This is a genomic window from Methylomonas sp. 2BW1-5-20 (assembly GCF_052474515.1).
Genome location: NZ_CP184127.1, coordinates 4,880,117 through 4,901,519, shown reverse-complemented (window position 1 = coordinate 4,901,519; position 21,403 = coordinate 4,880,117). Strand labels below are relative to the sequence as shown.

9 protein-coding genes and 1 pseudogene are annotated in these 21,403 nt (G+C 51.3%); 7 read left to right on the top strand and 3 right to left on the bottom strand.

Annotation, left to right across the window (positions count from 1 at the left end; translation table 11 throughout):
• Positions 1–49: 49 nt before the first annotated feature.
• The 4 genes from ACH50O_RS22565 (at position 50) to ACH50O_RS22550 (ending at position 16,139) form a co-directional block, all read left to right on the top strand.
• Positions 50–8,002, top strand: a complete 7,953-nt coding sequence (locus tag ACH50O_RS22565) for a beta strand repeat-containing protein (protein WP_446809981.1) — start codon at positions 50–52, stop codon at positions 8,000–8,002.
• Positions 8,003–8,211: 209 nt separating this feature from the next.
• Positions 8,212–12,423, top strand: coding sequence for an FkbM family methyltransferase (locus ACH50O_RS22560; protein ID WP_446809980.1), 4,212 nt, complete (start codon positions 8,212–8,214; stop codon positions 12,421–12,423).
• 11 nt (positions 12,424–12,434) lie between these two features.
• Entirely contained in the window at positions 12,435–14,954 is a 2,520-nt protein-coding gene (locus ACH50O_RS22555; RefSeq protein ID WP_446809979.1) for a tetratricopeptide repeat protein, read from the top strand.
• A gap of 258 nt (positions 14,955–15,212) precedes the next feature.
• Positions 15,213–16,139 (top strand): matrixin family metalloprotease, encoded by a 927-nt coding sequence (locus tag ACH50O_RS22550; protein WP_446809978.1) that lies wholly within the window; start codon positions 15,213–15,215, stop codon positions 16,137–16,139.
• Positions 16,140–16,200: 61 nt separating this feature from the next.
• On the opposite strand, the gene ACH50O_RS22545 is transcribed toward ACH50O_RS22550, so the two are convergent.
• Together ACH50O_RS22545 and surE are read right to left on the bottom strand one after the other, a co-directional pair.
• Positions 16,201–16,863 carry a protein-L-isoaspartate(D-aspartate) O-methyltransferase gene (locus ACH50O_RS22545; protein ID WP_446809977.1) on the bottom strand — a complete coding sequence of 221 codons (663 nt, stop codon included), beginning with the start codon at positions 16,861–16,863 and terminating at the stop codon, positions 16,201–16,203.
• Positions 16,860–17,615 (bottom strand): 5'/3'-nucleotidase SurE, encoded by a 756-nt coding sequence (gene surE / locus ACH50O_RS22540; protein ID WP_446809976.1) that lies wholly within the window; start codon positions 17,613–17,615, stop codon positions 16,860–16,862. The genes ACH50O_RS22545 and surE overlap by 4 nt, the downstream gene beginning before the upstream one ends.
• A gap of 64 nt (positions 17,616–17,679) precedes the next feature.
• Here surE and ACH50O_RS22535 point away from each other — a divergent pair, with 64 nt between their 5' ends.
• A complete protein-coding gene (locus ACH50O_RS22535; protein WP_446809975.1) occupies positions 17,680–18,246 on the top strand; it encodes a Smr/MutS family protein in 567 nt (188 codons plus the stop codon).
• A gap of 60 nt (positions 18,247–18,306) precedes the next feature.
• On the opposite strand, the pseudogene ACH50O_RS22530 reads toward ACH50O_RS22535, so the two are convergent.
• Positions 18,307–19,330 (bottom strand): annotated as a pseudogene (locus ACH50O_RS22530) (IS630 family transposase).
• 303 nt (positions 19,331–19,633) lie between these two features.
• Between ACH50O_RS22530 and ACH50O_RS22525 the strand changes: the two are divergent.
• Positions 19,634–20,680, top strand: a complete 1,047-nt coding sequence (locus ACH50O_RS22525; RefSeq protein ID WP_446809974.1) for a type I glyceraldehyde-3-phosphate dehydrogenase — start codon at positions 19,634–19,636, stop codon at positions 20,678–20,680.
• 33 nt (positions 20,681–20,713) lie between these two features.
• A complete protein-coding gene (locus ACH50O_RS22520) occupies positions 20,714–21,244 on the top strand; it encodes a DNA-deoxyinosine glycosylase (RefSeq protein ID WP_446809973.1) in 531 nt (176 codons plus the stop codon).
• The last annotated feature ends 159 nt before the right edge of the window (positions 21,245–21,403 follow it).

The following is a 21,403-nucleotide window of genomic DNA, read 5'->3' as shown; positions in this document are numbered from 1 at the left end:
AGTAACGACTACGCCCACCGAATCAGACAATTATTAAAGGACCGCAATTATGGCTATCGCTACAGATACAGACATCACCTCATTGACGCCAGCCCAAATTGCGGCCCTGACGACTACCGAAATCGCCGCGTTAACCACCGGAGCCACGGGGCAAATCGCCGCATTATCCACATCCCAAATTCCATCTCTGAGTGCAGCCCAAATTGCCGCGTTCACTACCGATCAGATGCCCTCTTTTACGACAGAGGCCGTAAACAAATTATCGGCATCTCAGGTAAGCAAGCTCTCCCTGGCACAAGTTAATGCAATGGAAGCCGCCGATTTCAGCGCGATCTCGTCCGCCGGCATTTCAGGCTTAACCACCAGCATTGTAAGCAGCCTAACGAGTACCCAAATCCAGTTACTGACTACAGGCACCAACGGACAGGTTGCCGGCTTGAGCGTCGGTAGCGCGGGGCAAATCGCGGCCTTGACTACCGCCGAAGTCAAAGCGCTGACTTTTAGCCAAGTAGCTTCATTAACGTCTAACCAAGCAAAATATCTTAGTGGCGCGCAAGTAGCCGCTCTGGACGATGCCGATTTCGGGGCATTGACCGATGCCGCCATCAGCCAATTAGGTACGTCGACCATTTCGTCGATCAGCACCACCCAAATTCAAAATCTGACTTCCAGCCAATCCGACGGTCTGACCGCGGCCCAAGTTGGCAGATTAAGCTCCGCGCAAGCGTTACAGATACAAACCGCCGCGTTGGCAAATATCACAACCACCGCCATCAAGCAGCTCTCCGCAACCGCCATCGGCGCATTAAGCGACGCGCAAATAGGCGTACTGACAACCGGTAGCGCGGGACAAATAGCAAGCTTAACGACCATTCAGATTGCGGCACTTAAAGCCACCCAAATCGACGCGCTGACTTCCGGGCAAGCTGCCGCACTGACCTCGCTGCAGGCCGGCGCACTCAGTTCCAGCCAGATCGCCACGCTGTCCACCAGTGCGTTTGCCGCGCTGGACACCGATTCAATCAAAGGCCTGTCCGTTGCCGCGATTTCCGCATTGACCACAGCCACGGACGGGCAAGTGGTTGCGCTGTCGCCGACGCAAGCCGCGGCACTCACAGCAAGCCAAGTCACCGCATTGAGTTCCAGCCAGTTTGCCGCAATGGAGTCCGCCGACTTCGTAGCGATTTCCAGCGCTGCCATTAAAGGCATGACAACTGCGGCCCTAAACTCGTTAACGACGGCGGCCACTTCGCTCCTTCTAAAACTTACTACAGGCACCGCCGGTCAAATGGCGGCTTTGACAACAAATCAAATCGCGGCGCTGACCAGCGACCAAATCGTCGCCCTTGCCGCCAACCAAGTGGGATCGCTAACCAGTACCCAAGCGTCCATATTGAGCTCTACGCAAGTCGCCAATATGGAAACCACCGACTTTGCCGCATTGACAACCGGCGCGACGGGCGCATTAGCCAAATTGACTACAGCGGCAATTGCCGCATTAACCACCGGCGCCAACGGACATATTAAAGCGCTGACCACCGCCCAAGCGGCCTCCTTGACCGCAGCCCAAGTCGGCAAACTCAGCGCCGAGCAAATTAGCGATATGGAGGCTGCGGATTTTGCGGCATTGACCCCCACCGCAATAGCCGGCATTTCCACCGCCGTACTGACATCGCTGACCAACAGCCAAATCATCGCTCTAACCACTAGCCAAGCGGCGGCACTAACAGCCACTCAGGTCGCAAAACTCACCACTGGTCAGATTCAGGCCATCGAAACCACGGATTTTGCCGAATTATCCAATGCATCCGTCGCCGGACTTACCACTGCTCAAATCGCCGCGTTGACCACTGGCACTAACGGCCAAATTGCCGCCTTAACCACCGACCAAGCTACTTCATTGACCTCCGCCGAGGTAGCGGCATTCAGCTCGACCCAGATAACCAGCATCGAGCCCGCGGACTTAGCAAAAATCAAGGCCGCCAGCCTAAAGGGCATAACCACCGATGCCATTGCGGTACTAACCACTAACCAGATTCAAGCCTTAACCACCGGTGCCACTGGCCAAATCGCCGCCCTAACCACAGCCCAAATTCAAGCCCTAACCGGGGGGCAAATCACGGCATTGACCACGGCCCAAGCCGCATCGCTGACTTCCACTCAGGTCGGCATATTGAGTACCACCCAATTCGGCGCGATGGAAGCAGTCGATTTCGCGGCCGTAACATCGTCCGGCATCAGAGGGCTATCGACAGCCATCGTCGCCAACTTGACCACCACGCAAATCGCCAGCCTGACAACAGGCACCGATGGGCAAGTTGCGGCATTGACCACATCGCAAATCGCCGTTTTGACCACCGGAACCAATGGCCAGATAGCAGCGTTGACTACAGACCAAGCCGCATCGCTAACATCTCTCCAAGTCTCAAAGTTATCTTCAGCGCAATTTGCGTCAATGGAGTCCGCTGATTTTGCCAAACTATCTCCAGCCGGCATTAAAGGCCTGTCTACAGACACCATATCCAATTTAACGACCGCGCAAATCGCCAGCATGTCCAGTGGCAGTACCGGCTTATTGGCAGGACTATCCGCGGCGCAGATTGCGGCATTGACCTCCACCCAATTGGACGCCCTATCTTCCAGCCAGGAAGGTTCGCTGACGTCCGCTCAAGTTGCCGCCCTCAGTACCAGCCAATTCGATACTTTAATTAGCGAAACCACGGATTCCGCTAATTTCGTGGCGTTCTCTTCGTCCGGCATCAAAGGCTTATCGACTGCCATCGTTTCCAATCTGACGACCGATCAACTGCAATTATTGACTACCGGCACCGCGGGTCAAATCGCCGGCTTGTCCAGTACTCAGGTCGCGTCGTTGACCACCGCTCAAATCGTGGCTTTGACCACCGCTCAGGCCGCTTCTTTCAGCTCAAGCCAGTTGACCAGCTTGACTACTTTGCAAGCCGCCAATCTCGAATCGGCCGATTTTGTTAAATTGTCCAGTGATGCGGTAAAAGGCCTAAGCTCGAATGTCATAGCCTCTCTGTCAACGACTCAAATTGCCAATCTGACCACAGACCAGATAGCAGCCCTGACCACCGCCCAAATCGCGGCACTTACCACTGACCAATTACCCAAATTGACCAGCGATCAAGCAGCGGCATTGACGTCTACTCAAGTAGCCAAGCTAAGTTCGGTGCAGGTTGCGAGTATGGAATCGGCCGATTTCACGGCAATATCCACTACCGCTATCAAAGGCTTGGCCACAGCGGTATTGGCTGCATTGGCAACCGACCAGATCGCGATTTTAACAACCGGCGCCACCGGTCAAGTCGCGGCCTTAACTTCGGCACAAATTGCCGCGCTGACAACAACCCAGATACCTAAACTGACAGCCGCGGAAGTCAATTCACTAACAGCGGAACAAATTACCAAATTCAGCGTCACGCAATTGGCGAAAATCGAGACATCCGATATATCCTCGTTAAAAACCGCCGCCATTGCCGCATTGACCAGCACCCAACTTCAAGGTCTGACTACCCAGCAAATTCAGGCATTAACCACGTCGCAGGCAGCGGCGTTAACCGCGGATCAGGCATCCAAGTTAACCGCAACACAAGTCGCGAACATGCCGGCTTCATCTATCGCGGCATTGACAACCGGCTCGACCGGCGCGCTATCCAAGCTGACCACCGATGCGATAGCTGTCTTGAACGCGAATCAGATTCAGGCCTTGACTACCAGTCAAGCCGCTTCTCTAACCTATACGCAATTTAACAAGCTGACATCAACGCAAGTCGAAAACATGCAAGCCGTCGATTTTGCCTCGTTGTCGTCCAGCGTGATCGGCAATATGTCGACGACGGCTTTAAGAGCACTGTCCGTCGATAAAATAACCGAACTGAGCACCACTCAAATCGGTTATTTGAACCCGGATCAAGTTGCAACTTTAACAACTACCCAAGCTCAAGCGCTGACAATAGGGACAGCCGGCCAAATTGCCAGCTTAAGTCCCGAGCAGGCGCAAGTACTCACCACCGCGCAAATTGCCGCTTTGAGCGTTGCGCAGATCAGCGCTTTGGAAACCGCCGATTTGGTCGCGATGACTACTACCCAAATTGCCGCCTTCACCACCGGCGCAACCGGGCAAATTGCCGCGTTGACAACCAATCAAGTGAAAAGTCTGACCACTAGCCAAGTCGGAGCGTTAACATCCGGCCAGATATCTTCTCTGACCGACAGCCAAATTGCCGCCCTCGACTCCGGCGATTTGGCCTATTTAGCCAGCACTGCAATCAGCGGCCTGGCCACCGATCAAATCGCCGCGTTGACAAGCAACCAGATTGCAGGTTTGACCACAGCGCAAATTCAAGCATTGACATCCAATCAGTTACAGGCACTATCAATCGGCACCGCCGGCCAAATTGCGGCGCTAACGACTGAGCAAATCCAAAAATTGACGACCTCGCAAATCGCCAAACTATTACCTGACCAAATTGCGGCAATTGAAACGGCGGATTTGCAAAAGCTAGCAACCGCTCAGATTGCCGCGCTTACGACCGGAACAGACGGCCAAATAGCCGCGCTAACCAGCACCCAAGTGCAAAAATTAACAACCACCCAGGCGGGAGCGCTCACTTCCGCGCAAATGGCCTCTCTCCGTGCCGACCAGGTCGCGGCGATGGAGACTGAAGATTTGGCTCTGGTGGCCACAGGCGCCATCAAAGGCTTGTCGACATCAGCCATTCAAGCCTTAACAACTGCTACCAACGGTCAGATTGCCGCATTGACTACTCGGCAGATTACTGAACTGACCAGCAATCAACTGACCTCACTCACTGCCGGTGCCAGCGGACAAATTGCCGCACTAACTTCTACTCAAGTTTCCACTCTGGACCCAAGCCAAATCGCATTACTGACGACGGATCAAATCCAAGCACTGGAAACTACGGATTTAGCAGCATTGAAAGTTGCACAAATCCAAGCACTCACGACAGGTGCAACGGGTCAAGTTGCCGCATTAAGTTCCGCCCAAATCGCCGCGTTGACCTCGGATCAAGCGGCTAAACTGAGCGGTGCGCAAGTAGCTGCGTTGACGCCAGGTCAAGTTACCGGCCTGGAAACCAACGATTTACGGGCTATAACGACTACCGCAATCCAGAGTTTAAGTACCGATAGTATTCAAGCCTTGAGCACTGCAGCGACCGGCCAAATCGCAGCCCTGACCACTTACCAAATCCAAAACTTGACAAGCGACCAGCTGACGGCGCTAACCGTAGAGGCCAACGGTCAAATCGCCGCCTTGACGACCGATCAAGTAGCAAGCTTGACGCCGACTCAAATCAGCAAATTGACCACCAAGCAAATTCAGGCCCTGGAAACCGCCGACATTGCCGCATTGAAAATCCCGCAAATCCAAGCATTAACCACCGGAGCAACCGGACAAATAGCGGCTCTGACATCGGCACAAGTGACAGCGCTAAGCTCGGATCAAGCCGCCAACCTGAGTGCAGCCCAGGTTGCGGCCTTGGCTCCAGGGCAAATTGCCGGACTGGAAACGGCGGATTTGCGCGCGATTTCGCCGACGGCAATTCAAAGCCTGTCTACCGATAGCTTACAAGTTTTAACCACGGCCACCGACGGCCAAATCGCGGCGCTGACCACCAGCCAGATCGCCGCGCTGACGACTACCCAAATACAAGCCTTAACCTTGGGTGCCGCCGGCCAAGTCGCTGCGTTAACAACCGAGCAAGTCGTAGCCTTAACCAATGGGCAGCTGCAAAAACTCACCACCAATCAGATATCGGCGTTGGAAACAACTGATCTGGCGGCTCTGAAAACCAGCCAAGTGGCCGCACTGTTGTCAACGCAAATTGCGGCTTTCACCACATCGCAAGTTGAAAAGCTAACCAGCAGCCAAGTACAAGCGTTAAGTTCTTCGCAAATCGGCGCCTTGAGCTCGGATCAAATTGTCAAGATGGAGACAGGCGATTTAAAAGCAATCACCACTGATGCGATCAAAGGCTTATCAATCGCCGCATTGCAAGCACTTACGACCGCAACAAACGGGCAAATTGCTGCTCTGACTACCGATCAGCTAAGAGCTTTAACCTCAAATCAGTTACAAGCTCTGACACTGGGCACAGATGGGCAAATTGCGACTTTGTCCTCTACGCAATTCTCCAGTCTATCGGCGGCACAAATCGCCCAGTTAACAACCAGGCAAATCGAAGCAGTTGAAACGGGTGATCTGCAAAAACTTTCTATCACTCAAATTAATGCCTTGACCACCGATCAAATCGGCGCTTTAACCACCGATCAGATCGTTGCCTTGGATACGGTGCAGTTTTCAGCACTCAGCTCCACTCAAGTATCGGCGTTGACTAATGCCCAAGTGGCAAAAATCCAGGTCGGAGACCTACCATTTGTCAATGTCGCGGGGCTGTTGGCCACAGGCGGTTTGACGGCCTTGAGCAGCTTGCAAATACAGGCTCTCAGCACCGCGCAACTGGCAGCATTGTCCAATGGGCAGATTACCGCTCTATCGGCAGGCGCCGGCGGTCAAATCGCGTCTCTGACCACATCGCAAATCGGTCAGCTGAGCAATAGTCAGATTGGTGCGCTCACTTCAGATCAGATTGCGTCCATCGAAGTTGCGGATCTGCAAAAAATGACTACGACTCAAATCGCGGCTATTTCGACCAACGTGATCGACGACTTGACTACCGCTCAGATCGCCGCATTGACAACGGCTCAAGTGGAAGCGTTCACTACCAACCAGCTGCCCAAACTCACGCCGACGCAGCTGGTAGCCTTGACAACCTCGGACATACAAGCGTTAACCGAAGCGCATTTTGGGGTTCTTACCACAAGTCAATTGAGCCAACTCACATCCACTCAAATTGGCGCTATCACGGTTGGTCAACTGGAGTTCCTGACGCCGGCTCAGGTCACTGCGATTGCCCACTTGGGCTATTCGACGGTAGACACCGTAGGCATCGTAACTTCACCAACAGTCACGGGCACTGCGGGCAATGATGTGATTGTGGCCGGCGACGGCAACCTAACCATCACCGGCGGCAACGGTATCGATAATCTTACAGGCGGTACCGGCAACGATACCTTCCTGTTTAATACCGACGATGTGGATATCGGTGAAGTGATAAACGGCGGAACCGGCTTTGCTACGCTGAATGTAGTCACTTCTACGGATTTCAGCGGCGGCACATTTACTAACATCGATAAACTGCTGATTACTCACGGTGAAACAGCCACCTTTACCGGTAGCCAATTGAGCGGTTCGACATTACTGGTCAACGCCGACACCAGCGCGGCAGCGACCTTGCAAGTCGATGTAAAAGGAACCGGAGCGGTAACGTTAAGCGGCTTGGTATTTACTGCTTTTGGCGGAACCAATGCTTTCGACACCGGCACTGATTTGGTGTTGATCAATGGCGATGGCTCTAACAACACCATTACCGGCACCTCTTTGGCTGACAGTATCACCGGCGACCGAGGCAACGACACCTTGACCGGCGGGACCGGAAAAGACACCTTCAATTTCGCGGCGGGCGACACCGGTACCGTAGGCGGTAGTACTTTCGACTTCGATACCATTACCGACTTTGGCAAAGGCAATGCCGGCGCAGCCACGGAGGATTCTCTAAATATTGTCGGCACGCCGTCTATAGCCAGTGCCACAGCGTTAAACGTAACACTTGCATCCGATACCGCGGCTCCCGGTCAAGTGATCACCGCTACGACAGCCGCCGGCCTTATTACCCTGGGCGGAGCGGATTCGACCGATATCGGCACCTTGGGAGAATGGGTCGGTGTCGCAAAACTGGTGGCTTCCACTAACGGAGATGCGGCAGCCTTTGAATTTGGCTCCGATACTTACGTCTTCCAACACAATACGGGAGGCGACATCTTGATCAAGCTGACCGGAATATCGGGTACTGACGGCTTCAACACCGGCACCGCAAACGGCATAATAATCAGCTAGTAGTTAAAAACAGCAAAGCCCAAACCGTCCTCAAGGCAACTTGAGGACGGTTTTTTTTTGCATAATGTTGACAATCACTCTACAAAGCAAAGCAATGCCGTCTTAAATCTAGCATTGCCAGTCTATAATTCAGCGGATTAGCCCTAAAGCTCAAGCTAAATATTTTAAGCATCGTCCAATTACTCTTAACCGCAGAACAAGGTAAATCCATGGAGAAAAAACCATTTTGGCCAATCGGCATCAAAAATGACGTGATCGTTTGTGCCGCCAGCGACATCAATCTGATGACACCTTATGTGTTGCTGGAACAAGAAGATTGGTTTGAAGATGAAATGGATTTCATTCGGCGCTATATCGAGCCCGGCATGAACTGTCTGGACATCGGCGCCAATCACGGCGTGTATGCGTTAAGTATCGCCAAACGCCTCGATCAAGGCCGGGTCTGGGCATTCGAGCCGACCATGGCCCCCGGCGGCATGCTGCAAAACAGCATCCAACTGAACGGTTTCGGCCACAAAGTCAATCTGTTGCGCTTTGGGTTATCGGATATAGCCCGCCAAGCGGAAATTAACGTGTCGGCAAATAGCGAGCTCAATTCCCTGAGCGGTGGCGGCCAAAATAAGGAAATCATCGAGCTAAGAACCCTCGACGACAGCCTTAAGGAGTTTGCCCCCGATGTAATTATCGACTTTGTAAAAATGGACGCCGAAGGCGAGGAAATTAATGTCTTAAAAGGTGGCAAGAGCTTCTTTAGCGAACAATCGCCGCTGCTGATGTTTGAGCTGATGCACGGTAACCAAATCAACCATGGTTTGATCGATGCGGTGCGTCAGTATGGTTTTTCTATTTACCGTTTGCTGTCCGAACTGAATGTGTTGGTGGAGTTCGACGCCGCGCTGCACAGCGAGACTTTGAATCTTTTTGCTTGCAAACCGGACCGAGCCGATACTTTACGTAAAAGCGGCCTTTTATTCGATGGCAACCTACTACCTGCCGAAACTCCCGATGTCGCAGGCAATTTCAATGCTTTGATGCATTTTGCCCAGTGCGAATATTACCGTTCATGCATACCATTAACCGACAGCTGTCTAGCGGCTGACTACAAACATGCGCTGAATTTGTGCGCCGAATTTGAATGGGGCGAACGCAGTGCGGCCGATAAGCTGGAGTTATTGCAACAAGCCAGAGCCATCGCCGAACCCTATTTTACCGCTTCGTTAGCGACCGAACCGGATAAAGCACCCTGGCAGGTGATACTGCTGTATATACAGTTCAAATTGGGAATGCGCGCCGCCGCGTTATCGACCACGGCGACTATTCTGTTGAATATCCAGGTCCTGAATGAATTCAATGCGCCTTTTTTACCGCCACTCAGTCAGGATCTAAAGCGTCCGCTGTTGAGTTCGGTTGGCGAATGGCTGAAATGCGTCTTGATCGAATTTTACGAATCGAAGCGCAGTTTTTCGTCTTATTTTCTGGCCGATCCTCTATCCATCTTGGAATTGATCCGGAACAGTCCGAATTTGTCGGCGGGCATGGCCAGACGTTATGCGCTTGCCAGCATAAGGCAACAGAAGCCGATTCCCGAACAAATTAAACAGAAGATATTACTTAACAACCCCGGCAATCAGGCCATCTGGCGCGACCTGTTAGGTGTGCCGGAAACGTTTAACTTACTTGATGCCCTATTAAGAAGCGAAGCCGATCCGCTAAGAGTCAATATTGTCGATATCGGGGCGAGTTCGCACGGCCAATTGACCGAACCCTACGCGCCGTTGATGCAGGCCGACTTGGCCACTGTGATAGGCTTTGAGCCCGACGCCGAAGCGCACGCCAAGTTGTGCGAAATTTACGCCGACAACAAATCCTATCGCTATCTGCCGTATTTTGTCGGCAAAGGCGGCCCGGCCACATATTACGAAACCAACTGGTTCATGACCGGTTCCTTATATAAACCCAATAAGCCGCTATTGGATGCTTTTTTCCAACTTAGCGACGTGGTGCAGTTGGTTGCAGAACACCCCGTCACTACCGTCAGCCTCGACGAGTTGAGCGATCTAGGCAGCGTGGACATGATTAAAATCGACGTCCAGGGTGGCGAGTTGGACGTATTCAAAGGCGGGATAAAAGCGCTGGCCGATGCATTGGTGATCTGGACCGAAGTCGAATTCGTCGAACTCTATGAAGGGCAACCCCTATTTGCCGAGGTTGAGCAGTTTCTGCGCGCCCAAGGCTTCATGTTTCATTGTTTTACCGGCATCGTGCCGCGCAGTTTCAAACCGCTCATCTTAAAAGACAATCCTTATGCCGGGATCAAGCAGGCGATTTGGTCGGATGCCGTATTTGTCAGAGACTTCCAAAAACTCGGCCTTCTGACTACCCGGCAATTAAGAAAATTGGCGGCTATTCTGGATACGGTGGTGCAATCCCCGGACTTCTGTCTGCTGGTGTTAAAAGAACTGGATCAACGCGAAGGATCGCAATTGGCCGATAACTATTGCAAAAGCCTACCCAGTCATTTTGCGCTGACGGCACCAACCGTTTCGCTAACGCCGGCGGACGCGGCCGCTATTCAGCAAAAGACCCTACGAGCTCTGGAATATCAAAATGCCAACGATATACCGGCAGCCAGACAGGCATTTCGGGAAATTTTGCAGTTGCAACCGCAAAATTTTGCCGCGCTCTACTCCTTAGCGGTGATTGCATCGCAGCAGGATGAGCAGGCAGAAGCGCTGGATTGGATTAAAAAAGCCATTGCCACCGGCCAAAACTATGCACCGGCTTATTTTGTGGAAGCCGTAATTTTGCAATCCTTGGGGCGCTTCGAGGAATCCTTAGCCGGTTACCAACAAGCCATTGCCATCGATCCCGCATACGAAAGCGCGATGATCAACCGCAGCAACCTCTATTACGAGATAAAGCAGCACGTCAAGGCCGTGGAAAGCTTCAATGAAGCCTTACAAATCAATCCTACGTCCGACAAGGCCTTGGCCGGTTTGGGCATTATTCTCACCGAGATGAATCGCTACGACGATGCCATCCCTTTCTTCGAACGGCTCCTGGAAGCTAACCCGGATTTCGATTACGGCCGCGGTTTGTTATTCCACGCCGAGCAACATTGCTGCGATTGGCGGCGTTTTGCCGAAAGTCGGAGCATCATCGAAACCGGTGTGCGCGAGCAGCGTCGGGTCTGCAAAACCCTGCCGTTTATGTCATTGTCGAATTCTCCCGAGGATTTGTTGCAATGCGTAAAAATTTTTGCCGAGCATCTGTTTCCGGCCAAGGCCAAAACCTTATGGAATGGCGAAGTATATAAGCACGACAAAATTCGGCTGGCCTACATATCGCCGGATTTTAGAGAACATCCGGTCGGCCATCTCATGGCAGGAATTATCGAACACCATGACCGGACAAAATTTGAAACCATAGCGATCTCGCTCGGCCTGGACGATAAAGGCGCACTCAGACAGCGCTTCGAAACCGCTTTCAGCCGGTTTATCGACGTCCGCTCAAAAAAATCCTGGGAAATAGCGGAACTGATCCGTAGCCTTGAAGTAGACATTCTGATTGACTTGGCCGGGTATACGGCAGACTCGCGCACCGACGTATTCAGCTATCGTCCGGCGCCGATACACGTCAATTTCTTGGGCTATCCGGGCTCGCTGGGCGTGGATTACATGGACTACATTTTAGCGGACCGGATAGTGATTCCGGAAGAACATCAAAAATACTACACCGAGACCGTCGCTTATCTGCCTGACGCCTATTTGCCAACCGATTCCAACCTGAAAATCGCCGAGCGCATACCCAGCAGAGCCGAAATGGGCTTACCGGAAACTGGCGTTGTATTTTGCTCTTTTAATCATGATTACAAAATCAATCCGCCGATGTTCGATGTCTGGATGCGTTTGCTGGACCAAGTTCCCGGCAGCGTATTATGGCTGATGAAATTAAACGAACCCGCGCAGCGCAATTTGCGTAGAGAAGCCGAGCAGCGCGGCATCGATCCTGAGCGTTTGATATTTGCCACCCGCGTCCCCGCCGTGGAAGATCATCTGGCCCGTTATCGATTGGCGGATATGTTCCTGGATACCACGCCTTATAACGCGCATACCACCGCCAGCGATGCCTTGCGGGTAGGCTTGCCGGTGATAACGTATCAAGGCAACACCTTCTCCGGCCGGGTGGCCGCCAGTTTGCTGCATGCGATAGGCTTACCGGAATTAATTACGCACTCGCTGGAAGAGTACGAAACCATGGCTTTGAATCTGGCACGCGACCCGGCAAGATTGGCTGAACTAAAAGCCCGGTTATTGCAAAATCAAAATGCCTATCCGCTGTTTAACACCGATTTATTCTGCCGCAATCTGGAACAAACCTTGTGCGACATGATGGAAACTCATCAACGTTCGGCAAATTAGTTCAAGCGGCGATGCCTGACGAAAACCTGCCGCGAACTTTGGAACTAGCAATTGCCCATCACCAAGCTGGGCAATTGCTGGAAGCGCAAGTGCTGTACCTGCAGATATTGCAAGATCAGCCTGAGCATCCCGATGCCCATCATAATATGGGCGTATTGGCGATGCAGTTGCAGCAAGCCGATATTGCACTTATGCACTTTTATCGCGCATTAAGTGCTAAATCCCTAGAAGGAAAGTTTTGGCATAGCTGTATCCAGGCGCTAATCCAAACAGAACGATATGCCGAAGCGCGAGAACTTTTGCAGCAAGGCAAAACCCAAGTCGGCTTGCAAGGCACCGCTGTCGACGAACTCGAAAAAACACTTGTAGCCCCGGCCACAGCTGAAATCAATGCCTTATTTATTAACTTTCAACAGGGGCAAACAGTGGAGGGCGAACAAAATGCCCGCCGCCTGCTTGCCCGCTTTCCTGAATGCGGATTAGCTTGGAAGGTACTTGGTTTATTTCTGCAACAGCGCGGCGCTTTTCCGGACGCCCTACAGGCCCACCAGAGAGCCATCGAACTATTGCCGCAAGACGCCGAGGCCCATCTAAATTTTGCATCTACCTTACATGGACAGGGCCAGCTCAATGAAGCGATCACCCAATATGAAAGAACTTTACAACTCGACCCGAACAACGCCCTCGCGAGCAGCAACCTAGGCACCCTGCTCTTCAATCTGGGTCGGTACCGCAAAGCGGAATTCTATTTAGCCAAATCGTCCGCCTTAGCACCGGACGCTATAGGCGAACTGATTAATCTAGGCCTTTGCCAACAAGCTCAACAACATCCCGAGCAAGCCGAGCAAAGTTTTCGCAGAGCCATCGCACTGCAACCAACCCTTGCACAAAGCCATTACTGCTTGGCTATCGCTCTGAAAATACAAAACCGCTTGGTGGAAGCCGCGGCCTGCTGCCAACAGGCATTGGCTTTAGATCCGAACTATCCGGAAGCCTATTGCGCTTTAGGCTCAATCTATTTCGCGGTTGGCGATTTTGCAAAAGCCGGAGAAAACTTTCAGCAAGCCCTAGCAATCCGACCCAATTATCCGGAAGCGCTCAACAATTTGGGAACCACACACCAAGTTCAGCGCCACTTACTTGAGGCGGAATCATGCTATCGACAAGCACTCTCTCTGCACTCCGACTATGTCGATGCACACACCAATTTGGGAATCAACCTGCAAGCTCAAGGCCGAATCGCGGAAGCGGAAGAGTGCTGGCGAACCAGCCTTACACTCAAACCTGACCAAATTGCCACGCAAAGCGGATTATTGTTCCACCTCAACTATAGCGCCCAGCATCGGGCAGACTACCTTGAAGAAGCCGAGAAATTCGGACGAATGGTTGCCGCAACAGCCACACCCTATACGCGTTGGCTAAGCGCGGAACAACCGACATGCTTGCGGGTTGGACTGGTATCCGGCGATCTGCGGGATCACCCGGTCGGACACTTCCTTTATGCTTTACTACGCGAGAGTAAATCAACCCGGATAGAGTTTATCGCTTACGCCACGCAACCGGGCATGGATGATTACTCAGCACGCTTAAGACCCTATCTGAGCGACTGGAAAAACATTAGCAACTTGACGGATGAAGCGGCAGCGCAACTTATTCACGGCGACCGCGTGCAGATACTGATAGATCTGGCGGGGCACAGCGCCCTTAGTCGCTTATCGTTATTCGCCTGGAAGCCCGCACCGGTCCAGATCAGCTGGCTGGGTTATTTAGCATCGACAGGCATTGAGGCGATTGACTACGTTCTCAGCGATCCGTATTCGATTCTTCCGCAAGATGAAGAAAATTTCAGCGAATCCATTTGGAGATTACCCGATAGCTGCATTTGTTTTACACCTCCCGATCAATCCCCCGCAGTTGAGGCCCTACCGGCACTAAAGCAGGGATTTGTGACTTTTGGCAGTTTCAATAATCTGACCAAGATGACTGACGGTGTCGTAGCGACCTGGGCTAGCATATTGCATAGCGTACCTGCATCGAGGCTTTTGTTGAAAGCAAGCCAACTCAACGAACCGTTTATACAGAGCAGAACCTTGCAACGTTTTGCCGAACATGGAATTAGCGGCGACCGTTTGATACTGGCGGAAGCAGAACCGAGCCGAAGCCGGCATTTATCGATGTACCATAAAGTAGATATTGCACTGGATACTTTTCCTTATCCCGGCGTAACCACCAGCATTGAAGCCTTATGGATGGGAATACCGGTTTTGACCTTGCGCGGAGATGGCATACTTGCCAGGGCCGGCGAATCTATCTGTATCAACGCCGGGCTTGCCGACTGGATCGCATCAAACGAAAACGATTACGTGAACAAAGCGAAAGACTTTGCCCAGGAAACGACAAAACTATCTCAGTTACGAAAGCGATTACGTAAGCAGGTTTTAGAATCTCCGTTATTTGATAGCGTTCGGTTCGCGGAACAGTATGAAGCGGCATTGTGGAGTATGTGGAGCCAAAAAAATATGACGCGGTAAATTCAGAGCCTTCTACGACGACCACAGGCAGAACTTTACATTTATCCAGCAAAAAGCAATATTTGAACACTTAACAAATAAAAGACTTGCGCCGCGGTTATGGACGGTGTTAGCTTTTGCCTACGGTAATTCTCAGCGTGTTTTACACATAAAAACACCTTCAATTACGCATAAAAAGGGAGCGTGGTTACGCCGATAGTTTAAGTCGATAACCGACAAACACAACGAACATCAAACCAAATGGAGCAAGTAAAACTCATGTTTATTAAACCTTCCCTGTTAGCTGGCGCTATGTTGCTGGCCGCCAGCCAATCAGCCAACGCAGTCGTTATCAACTTCGACTATACCTACGACGGCGGCTTCTTCACCGGTGTCAATTCAGGCCGGCAAACACTTCTGAATGCTGCCGGCAGTTTCCTAGGAAGCATATTAACCGACAGCTTGGCCCCAATTTCCTCCGGCGGCAGCAACAATTTCAGCGCGATATTTGATCGTCCCGATACTGGCGCTCAAACCATATTAAACAATTTCAGCGTGGCCCCCGACACGTTGACAGTATTTGTTGGCGGTCGCGATCTCGGCGGCAACACTTTGGGCTTTGGCGGTTACGGCGGATATAGTGTTAGCGGTACTCAAGCCTTTTTGAATACCGCCGAAAAAAGAGGGCAGTCCGGTGATACTGTCGGAAGCTCGGCGACCGATTTTGCCCCCTGGGGCGGCCAGATAAGCTTTAGCAATTCGGCAAACTGGTATTTTGATACCAATCCGTCCACGACGGAACCGTTCAGCGGCAACGACTTTTATTCGGTGGCATTGCACGAACTTGGACACTTATTGGGCTTGGGCAGCGCCGATTCCTGGAAGGACAAAACGTCCGGATCCAACTTTACCGGCGCCAACGCTGTCGCGGCCTATGGCGGCAATGTTCCACTGGAAAGCGACAAGGTACATTGGCTGGACGGCACGCAAAGCAATGTAAACGGTGTGCCGCAAGAGGCATTATTGGACCCGACGATACGCGTAGGTACACGCAAAGTCTATACACAGTTGGATTTAGCCGCGTTGAAAGACGTCGGCTGGCAAGTATCGGTTACCGCAGTGCCGCTGCCATCGACTGTATGGCTATTCGGGCCTGCGCTGCTCGGTTTGATTGCAAGCAGCCGTAAACGGTACTCAGGAATTTAACTCCTCTCTGCCGTCGTGTCGGGCAGCCTAATCGCTCGACACGAAAAACTCCTTATAGCTGCTATTGACTGACGCCGGATAAAAACGGGACAAAAGTCACGCGCTCAATGACCTCGTCTTCAAACCCGTGCTCGGTGCGAGTAATACGATGCAACTCTTGCATACCCTCCAATCCCACGGGAATGACCATTACACCTCCTAAAGCCATCTGCGAAAGCAAGGCTTCCGGAATTTCCGCGGGCGCGGCAGCAACCAAAATACCATCGAACGGCGCATGTTCGGGCCACCCCCACCCTCCGTCGCTGTGCTTGAAACCCACGGTTTTGATATTCAACTCCCACAGTGTGTCTCTGGCTTTTTTCATCAATGGCGCAATGCGCTCAACCGAATAAAGCTGATCCACAAGCTTGGCCAATATTGCGGTTTGATAGCCGCAACCGGTGCCAATTTCCAATACCTTACCAAGCGGTCCTTGTTCCAACAGCAACTCCGTCATTTTTGCAACGATGTAGGGCTGAGATATGGTTTGGTTGTGTCCGATGGGCAGTGCCGTATCCTCGTATGCCCGGCTTTCCAAGGCTTCGTCGACAAAAATATGTCGCGGTGTCTCGGCCATAATAGCCAATACCTTGCTATTGCTAATGCCTTGCTCTCGCAACCGGGAAATCATCCGCTCCCTGGTCCGTCGCGAAGTCATGCCTATGCCCTGTAATCGTCGACTCATTTCTGCACCTCCAATGCTAACCAATCTTGCAATCCCTCCAACCTCTCGTAACGTGTCAAATCCAGCTGTAACGGCGTTACCGACACGTAGCCGTTTCTTATAGCGTCGAAATCGGTACCTGGCCCTGCATCTTGCTCGCTACCGGGCGGCCCCACCCAATAAATGACATGACCGCGCGGATCCTTGGAGCGAATAACCGCTTCTGCTTTATGCCTTTGACCCAGCCTTGTGGACCGATACCCCTTCAGACTGGCTAAGGGCACATCCGGCACGTTCACATTTAACAAGGTGTCTTCCGGCAACGGATGAGCCAATATTTTTCGCATTAACATCACGGCCACATGAGCAGCCGTTTCAAAATGCTTAGGATCGCTTGACGCTAATGAAATCGCAACCGCAGGCAAGCCGAGAAAGCGCCCTTCGGTGGCCGCCGCAACCGTACCTGAGTAAAGCACGTCGTCGCCGAGATTTGCCCCGTGATTTATCCCGGCAAACACCATGTCGGGCTCATCTGCCAACAAACCGGTTATTGCCAGATGCACACAATCCGTTGGCGTACCATCCACGCGAACGAAACCGTTATCGCATACCGTTGCTCGCAAGGGCATATCCAAAGTTAAAGAATTGCTTGCGGCACTTCTATTTTTATCCGGCGCCACAATCGACACGTCGGCATATAAGCGCAAGGCGTCTGCCAGAGTATTGATGCCTTGAGCTAAATAACCGTCGTCGTTGCTGATAAGTATGTGCATACCGCTGTAAAACGCTTTAAAATTCGTCCATAGTAGCAAAAAAACCGCAAAACCAGCAGCTTACGTGACAAAAAAAACCACTTCCACAGACGACGCCCTCTTGTTTCGAAACGCTATCGGTAAAGTCAAATCGGTAGATAAAAATACGGTTATTCTTAAGCCGGACAAAAAGCCTCGCCCAATACCCGCGTTTAAACCGTTGGAACAAATCGACCCGTTACAATTGGACGTCGAGGGTAGTCTGGAAACTTTATTCCAAGAAGACAAGGTCGCCTTCCTGGTACCCGGCATGCAAAAAAATGTACTTAAGAAGCTTCGCAAAGGGTACTACGGCTTAGATGCCAATCTAGATCTGCATGGTTTAACTAGCCGCGATGCACAACAGCAACTACTGCATTTTTTGCACCATTGCATTGAGGTTGGTTATCGTTGTGTACTGATTATTCATGGCAAGGGTTACAACTCACCCGACAATCAACCGATATTGAAAAACGATATCAATCTTTGGTTACGCCAACATAAAGACGTACTGGCATTTTGCTCCGCCCCCCCCCAGGCAGGCGGCGCCGGAGCGTTGTTTGTCCTATTACGACTATCCGAAAAATTCGTTATCTCGGAAGAAGAAACGTAAGTCTATCGTTACAAAATAACGCATCCGCACACCTTTTTACTGCTCATAAAGCAAGTATTGTCACTGGCCAGCATATTGACATTCTGGGTGCCTGAAGAAAGATTTCACGATATCCGGGAGTTTCTGTAAGCGATGCATGGCAGATTGAACGAGTTTCTTTAATTCGATTTTATTTTCCGGCATCTGCTTGGCAATACGTGGCTTGATATAGCCCCAAACCTGTTCATCCGGATTGAGTTGTGGTGCGTAGGGTGGCAGAAAAACCAACTGCAAACGGCCTTGCTGTTGCTCCACAAAAGTTTTCACAATCTTAGCCTTGTGAATCGGATGGCCGTCGACGACCAAGATGATCGGCTGTTCTGCACCGCGCAGCAGACGTTTCAGAAATTCGACAAACACGTCGGCTGTGACGTTGCCTTCCTGCACCATGAAGCGAAAGTCGCCCGGCGGCGATCAGATTCAAACCATACCTTCGTCCGGTCGTCTTTACGGTCGGCGTCCGCCCGACCGGTGCCCAGGTGGTGCCAGCATGGAAGTCAGCACGTACGCCGGCTTCGTCGGCAAAATAAATCACCGCACCGGTGCGTTTGGCTTCGGCTTTCAACGCAGGAAACACCTCCGACTGCCACTTTTCCACCAACACCGGGTCCTGTTGCCAAGCCCGATACAAGGGCTTTTGCGGTGTAAAACCCAGCAGCCGCATGATCCGCCCCACACTCGGCGCCGTCAGGCGCTTGCCAAACTGGCGGTAAATGACTTCGCCAATCAACGATAAGGTCCACAAGCCAAACTCCAGCCTCATTTGCCAGGGTGTTTTATCCCGCACGGTCTCGGCGATCCAGCGCATTTCGTCAGGCGTCACCAGCGGTGGGCGCCCCGTAATTTTCTTGGCCAGCAACGCATTTTGACCACCGGTTGCAAAGTCGGACAACCAACGAAACACCGTGCGAATGTTAACGCCCATCGCTGCCGCCACACTGGCCGCTGTCTGCCCATTTTTCACAGCCTTGACCGCCTGCTGCCGCATCACTTGCAGCGTATGGTGATCAATTTCTCGGCCGTCTGAATCTCGTTTGCATTTCATGAGGATATTATCCCATGAATATGACTTAACTTATTTTAAGAGCAGTAAAACCAGAACGGTTTACCTAATGCGTACACAAAAGGCTCATAATGCCCTACCGAATTTCATCATTATTTTGTTTAACCTTGACTTGCATAGTTTGTTGCTCTAGCTTTTAAAAGACTGGACAACATCACCACTTAACAAGAAGAACAAAACCCTCCCAATGAGAATAATACGACTTAAATGCCTACCAGCACTCAAGATCGCCAAGCGCATATGCCAAATTCAATTTTTGACATTATTTAGAGGAGCTATTCTGCGATGAGCCTTAACGTTGGGATTGTCGGACTTGGTAGAATTGGCCGAGGCGTATTAAGAGGCAATTTTGCGCAAAGCAAAGGTGGTAGGTTCAATATAAGCGTAGTATGTGACGTAATGGCTATAGACCACGTAGCATACCTATTGGCCAACGATAGCACCTATGGCCGCCCGCCATTTCAGGTGGATTGCGAAGGCGACGACTTGATTCTCGATGGCAAAAGAGTCCGCTATCAACGAGTGGATCGTCGGCGCAGCTCACCAGATGACGACAGTTTTGGCGTGTTGCGCCAATTTAATCTTGATGTCTTATTCGATGCCACGGGAACAGCAACTATCAATGACTTTCGGTCTTTGATAGTACAAAATGTCGCTAAAAAAGTACTTTGCACGTGGAATGTCAGTGGCTGTGATATTAGCCTTGTGTTTGGTGTGAATAGTCAGTCTTACGACCCAATACGTCACGACGTCATCTCTGCAAGCACATGTACAGGCAACGCGCTAGCGCCAATCTGCCATGTGCTGGACAAGCATATAGGGATTGATTACGCCCGGGCGATTACCATCCATCCGCAACTATCGGATCAACGCGTGCTGGACGGCTACCATGCCTCCTCCCAACTTGGCCGGGGTTGCGCGTCGTCGATTATTCCAACCAGCACAAACGTGGGTAAATCCACAACATTGGTTTTACCGAGACTGCAGGGCAAATTGGAAGCGATGTCTTACAGGGTACCAACAGCAATAGTCTCAGTCATTGATCTGACCGCTACCTTGTCGCGAAAAACATCGCTGGAAGAGTGCGTTGAGTTATTTGAAGATTATGCCAACAAACAGTTAGCCGGCATAATATATTGCGACTATGGCGCCTGGGGCCACCAAAAAGCCAGCATCGATTATATGGAAACCGAATATTCATCGATCTTGTTGATGCATCATCTTACAGTCAGCCAAGGTAATCAGCTAGGCTTAGCTTTGATGCATGACAACGAACATGCTTATTGTTGCCGCGTATTGGATGTATTAGGCGTTATCCAAATACGGAAATGACTAACCGAGTCCTTATCTGACAACGCCGCCACAATGGACCTCATTACAAGCTTCCCTCCAGAGGCAACGCCGGACGCAAAAGTGTTAATTCTCGGCAGCATACCAGGCAAAGCATCGCTATTAGCTGATCAATATTATGCGCATCCGCGCAATCACTTTTGGCCTATTGTGTGTGAGTTATTGGCGATTGATCCTGCTCATCCCTATCAATCGAGAATTTTATCGCTAACAAGTGCACGAATCGCTCTATGGGATGTAGTTAAATATTGTCATCGGCATAACAGTAGTTTAGATTCGAAAATCGACCCGACCAGCGTTATCGTTAATGACTTTCTCGGATTTTTTACGACTCATCCGCATATAACACATATATTTTTCAACGGTTTTACAGCTGAGAAGACATTCCAAAAACATATCCATCGGAATAGCCTGCCCAGAGCACTAAGATATCAACGCTTACCTTCCACTAGTCCGGCAAACGCTACAACATCCTTTCAAAAAAAACTGCAAGAATGGCGAGCATTGACTAACGTGCTAGAGAATTCTCTCGCCCACTCTCAATGACCTTCAACAGACGTTAGAGATTTTGAAAGCTACAGAAAAAACAAGGATCAGGCATGAATCGCGCTCGGAAAAGAAATCAGCGAGCAATGGGGCGAATTGCGGAACTTCGAAAATAAAAACGACAGAGCGGCAATTTGCACAACTCTGTCGCACATATAA

Excerpts from the sequence above, each read along its gene's own strand:
- ACH50O_RS22565 (WP_446809981.1), top strand. The coding sequence starts at position 50 with ATGGCTATCGCTACAGATACAGACATCACCTCATTGACGCCAGCCCAA.
- ACH50O_RS22560 (WP_446809980.1), top strand. The coding sequence starts at position 8,212 with ATGGAGAAAAAACCATTTTGGCCAATCGGCATCAAAAATGACGTGATC.
- ACH50O_RS22555 (WP_446809979.1), top strand. The coding sequence starts at position 12,435 with ATGCCTGACGAAAACCTGCCGCGAACTTTGGAACTAGCAATTGCCCAT.
- ACH50O_RS22550 (WP_446809978.1), top strand. The coding sequence starts at position 15,213 with ATGTTTATTAAACCTTCCCTGTTAGCTGGCGCTATGTTGCTGGCCGCC.
- ACH50O_RS22545 (WP_446809977.1), bottom strand. The coding sequence starts at position 16,863 with ATGAGTCGACGATTACAGGGCATAGGCATGACTTCGCGACGGACCAGG.
- surE (WP_446809976.1), bottom strand. The coding sequence starts at position 17,615 with ATGCACATACTTATCAGCAACGACGACGGTTATTTAGCTCAAGGCATC.
- ACH50O_RS22525 (WP_446809974.1), top strand. The coding sequence starts at position 19,634 with ATGAGCCTTAACGTTGGGATTGTCGGACTTGGTAGAATTGGCCGAGGC.
- ACH50O_RS22520 (WP_446809973.1), top strand. The coding sequence starts at position 20,714 with ATGGACCTCATTACAAGCTTCCCTCCAGAGGCAACGCCGGACGCAAAA.